We start from the raw sequence: 3565 nt of genomic DNA, 5'->3' as shown, positions 1-3565 counted from the left end.
GCGGCAGCAGCCGTACCCGCCGCAGCAGCAACAGCGCCCCCAGCAGCAGCGGTACGCACCGCCACCGCCGCCGCAACAGCAGTACGCCCCGCCCCAGCAGCAGTACGCGCCGCCGCAGCAGCCGGCGCCCCGCCAGGACCGCGCACCGCGCCAGCCGAGGCAGCGCAGCGCGAATCCCACGCACATCCCGGGGCTCGGCTGCCTGAAGGGCTGCCTGGTCACGATCGTGCTGCTCGTGGTCGCGAGCTGGCTCGTCTGGGAGTTCACCCCGCTCCAGGACTGGGTGGACCAGGGCAGGGGCTACTGGGACGCGATCGGCGACGGCATCGACAAGGTGTCGGGCTGGTTCGGCGGAACGCCCACCGGTCAGTAGCTCCCCGGGCCGGAGCGATAATCTCGGGCGAGGCGATGGCGACTCTGTGGTTATGTCGACTTCGCAGGGATGAATTCCCCCCAAGAAGTGAACGTGGACGCCAAGTGGGGCACTGAACACCCCGACAGCCGCGTACTTTGATGGGCATCGCCAGCCGCTGAGGGAGCAGTCTTGGCACGGAATATCGGCAGTCGGTACACCGCCCACCAGATTCTGGGGCGGGGCAGCGCCGGCACGGTGTGGCTCGGCGAAGGACCGGAAGGCCCTGTCGCCATCAAGCTGTTGCGCGAGGACCTCGCGTCCGACCAGGAGCTGGTCGGACGGTTCGTCCAGGAGCGCACCGCCCTGCTCGGTCTCGACCACCCCCGGGTGGTCGGCGTCCACGACCTCGTCGTCGACGGCAACGACCTGGCCCTGGTCATGGAGCTGGTACGCGGCACCGATCTGCGCACCCGCCTCGACCGCGAGCGCAGGCTCGCCCCCGAGGCCGCGGTCGCGATCATCGCCGACGTCGCCGACGGCCTCGCCGCCGCGCACAAGGCGGGCGTCGTCCACCGCGACGTCAAGCCGGAGAACATCCTGCTCGACATGGAGGGACCGCTCGGCCCCGGCGGCTCGCACCCCGCCCTGCTCACCGACTTCGGCGTGGCGAAGCTGATCGACACCCCGCGCCGCACCAAGGCGAGCCGGATCATCGGCACCCCGGACTACCTGGCGCCCGAGATCGTCGAGGGCCTGCCACCGCGGGCCGCCGTCGACATCTACGCCCTGGCCACCGTCCTGTACGAGCTGCTCGCCGGCTTCACCCCCTTCGGCGGCGGGCACCCCGGCGCCGTACTGCGCCGCCATGTCACCGAGACCGTGGTCCCGCTCCCCGGCATCCCCGAGGAGCTGTGGCAGCTCCTCGTCCAGTGCCTCGCGAAGGCGCCGGCCTCCCGCCTGCGCGCCTCCGAGCTGGCGGCCCGGCTGCGTGAGCAGTTGCCGGGACTCGCCGGGATCCCGCCGCTGGACGTCGACGAGCCGGACGCCGAGCCGACGGAGCAGCAGCCCTACGAGGAACAACCGGTCCGGGACACCTCGGAGGAGCCGCGCAGGCGCGGTTCCGTACCGCTCGTGCCCGGCGCGGCCCCCGACTCCAACCGGGACACCCATACGAGCATGCGCGTGCCAGGAGCCGACGAGCTGGCGGGCGGCGCGCGCGGCACGGCCCGGGCGCCGAGGTCGGCGGCCCAGCGCAGGCCCGGATCCGCCCGTCACAAGGCGGAGGCGGTGCGCAAGCGCCGTATCACCTTCGGCGTGATCGCCCTGCTGGTCGTCGCCGTCCTCGGCGTGGGCGGCTGGCTGGCGACGAACAGCGAGGGCGCGAGCCGCGACGACTCCCGGCAGACGACGGCGCCCGCGCCGTAGGGCGCCGTAGGGCGGCCCCGGCCCGGGAACGACCCGGAGGCGGCCCGGAGACGGGACCGGGAACGGCGGTGGGACGGCGGTGGGGGAAAGGGTTCTTCCGGACAGCCGTTACGCTGGGCCTGTGGCAGTCGTCGATGTATCCGAAGAGCTGAAGTCCCTCTCCTCGACCATGGGGTCGATCGAGGCCGTCCTGGACCTCGACAAGCTGAGGGCCGAGATCGCCGTCCTCGAGGAGCAGGCCGCGGCCCCGTCCCTGTGGGACGACCCGGAGGCGGCGCAGAAGATCACCAGCAAGCTTTCGCATCTGCAGGCCGAGGTCCGGAAGACCGAGACGCTGCGCGGGCGGATCGACGACCTGGAGATCCTCTTCGAGCTGGCCGACTCCGAGGGCGACGCCGACGCGCGCGCCGAGGCCGAGTCCGAGCTCGAGTCCGTGCGCAAGGCGCTGGACGAGATGGAGGTCCGTACCCTCCTCTCCGGCCAGTACGACGAGCGCTCGGCGCTCGTCAACATCCGCGCCGAGGCGGGCGGTGTCGACGCCGCCGACTTCGCCGAGCAGTTGCAGCGGATGTATCTGCGCTGGGCCGAGCGACACAATTACGCCACCGAGGTCTACGAGACGTCGTTCGCCGAAGAGGCCGGCATCAAGTCGACCACCTTCGTGGTGAAGGTCCCGTACGCCTACGGCACGCTCTCCGTCGAGCAGGGCACCCACCGGCTGGTCCGTATCTCGCCCTTCGACAACCAGGGCCGCCGCCAGACGTCGTTCGCCGGCGTCGAGGTGCTCCCCGTCGTCGAGTCCAGCGACCATGTCGAGATCGACGAGTCCGAGCTGCGCGTGGACGTGTACCGCGCTTCGGGCCCCGGCGGGCAGGGCGTCAACACCACGGACTCCGCCGTCCGGATCACGCACATCCCGACCGGCATCGTGGTCTCCTGCCAGAACGAGCGCTCGCAGATCCAGAACAAGGCGAGCGCGATGAACGTCCTCCAGGCGAAGCTGCTCGAACGCCGCCGCCAGGAGGAGCAGGCCGAGATGGACGCGCTCAAGGGCGACGGCGGCAACTCCTGGGGAAACCAGATGCGTTCGTACGTCCTGCACCCTTACCAAATGGTCAAGGACCTGCGCACGGACTTCGAAGTGGGTAACCCGCAGGCGGTACTTGACGGAGAGATCGACGGCTTCCTGGAAGCCGGAATTCGCTGGCGCAAGCAGACAGAGAAGTAAATTCACGCTTTGTCGACAAGGGAACTGCCGCCTGAGGGGCGGCAGTTCCCTTTTATGTCACAGTTGCATCCCCACACGCCGGACAACTGACGCGATTCAGGTCATCGCGCGCGCAACCTCCTTGACGCGTATATGAAAAGTAGGAAAGCTGACGCGTGGCATGCGTATTTCTGGGGCGCGTGTGACCGGGGGCACACCGTACGGACCCCGAGAGGCAGTTGCCCCGGACGCTGCACCAATGACGAATGAGCTACTGGGGGTAGCAGCCAGATGACCAAGAAGACGCGGATCCGCGTGGCCCGTATAGCGGCCGGCGCGATCATCGCGGCGGGCGCATCACTGACCGCGGCGGGCGCAGCACAGGCCGCAGGTATCGGCCTTGGTGTCGAGGTCAACGACGCCGGTCTCGGTATCCAGGCCAACATCGCGGGGGACGACCCGACGGACGAGCCGACGGACGAGCCGACCGGCATCCCCGACCCGACCGACGACCCGGGCCAGCCGACCGACGACCCGGGCCAGCCCACGGACGACCCGGGCCAGCCGACCGACGACCC

General features: G+C 70.2%; 2 protein-coding genes and 2 pseudogenes. All 4 read left to right on the top strand.

Annotated elements, in window-relative coordinates; translation table 11 throughout:
* Window positions 1–373, top strand: a pseudogene (locus QR77_RS13200) (serine/threonine protein kinase); the annotation flags it as partial.
* A 171-nt stretch (window positions 374–544) separates the two neighbouring features.
* A complete protein-coding gene (locus tag QR77_RS13195; protein ID WP_040021871.1) occupies window positions 545–1780 on the top strand; it encodes a serine/threonine-protein kinase in 1236 nt (411 codons plus the stop codon).
* Window positions 1781–1901: 121 nt separating this feature from the next.
* On the top strand, window positions 1902–3008 hold the full coding sequence (gene prfB / locus QR77_RS13190) for a peptide chain release factor 2 (RefSeq protein ID WP_040021870.1): 1107 nt from the start codon (window positions 1902–1904) through the stop codon (window positions 3006–3008).
* Between the two features lie 270 nt (window positions 3009–3278).
* A pseudogene (locus QR77_RS48605) lies at window positions 3279–3565 on the top strand (hypothetical protein); the annotation flags it as partial.

The organism is Streptomyces sp. 150FB (assembly GCF_000818195.1).
Lineage (GTDB): Bacteria > Actinomycetota > Actinomycetes > Streptomycetales > Streptomycetaceae > Streptomyces.
This window is presented reverse-complemented; position numbering and strand designations above follow the sequence as displayed.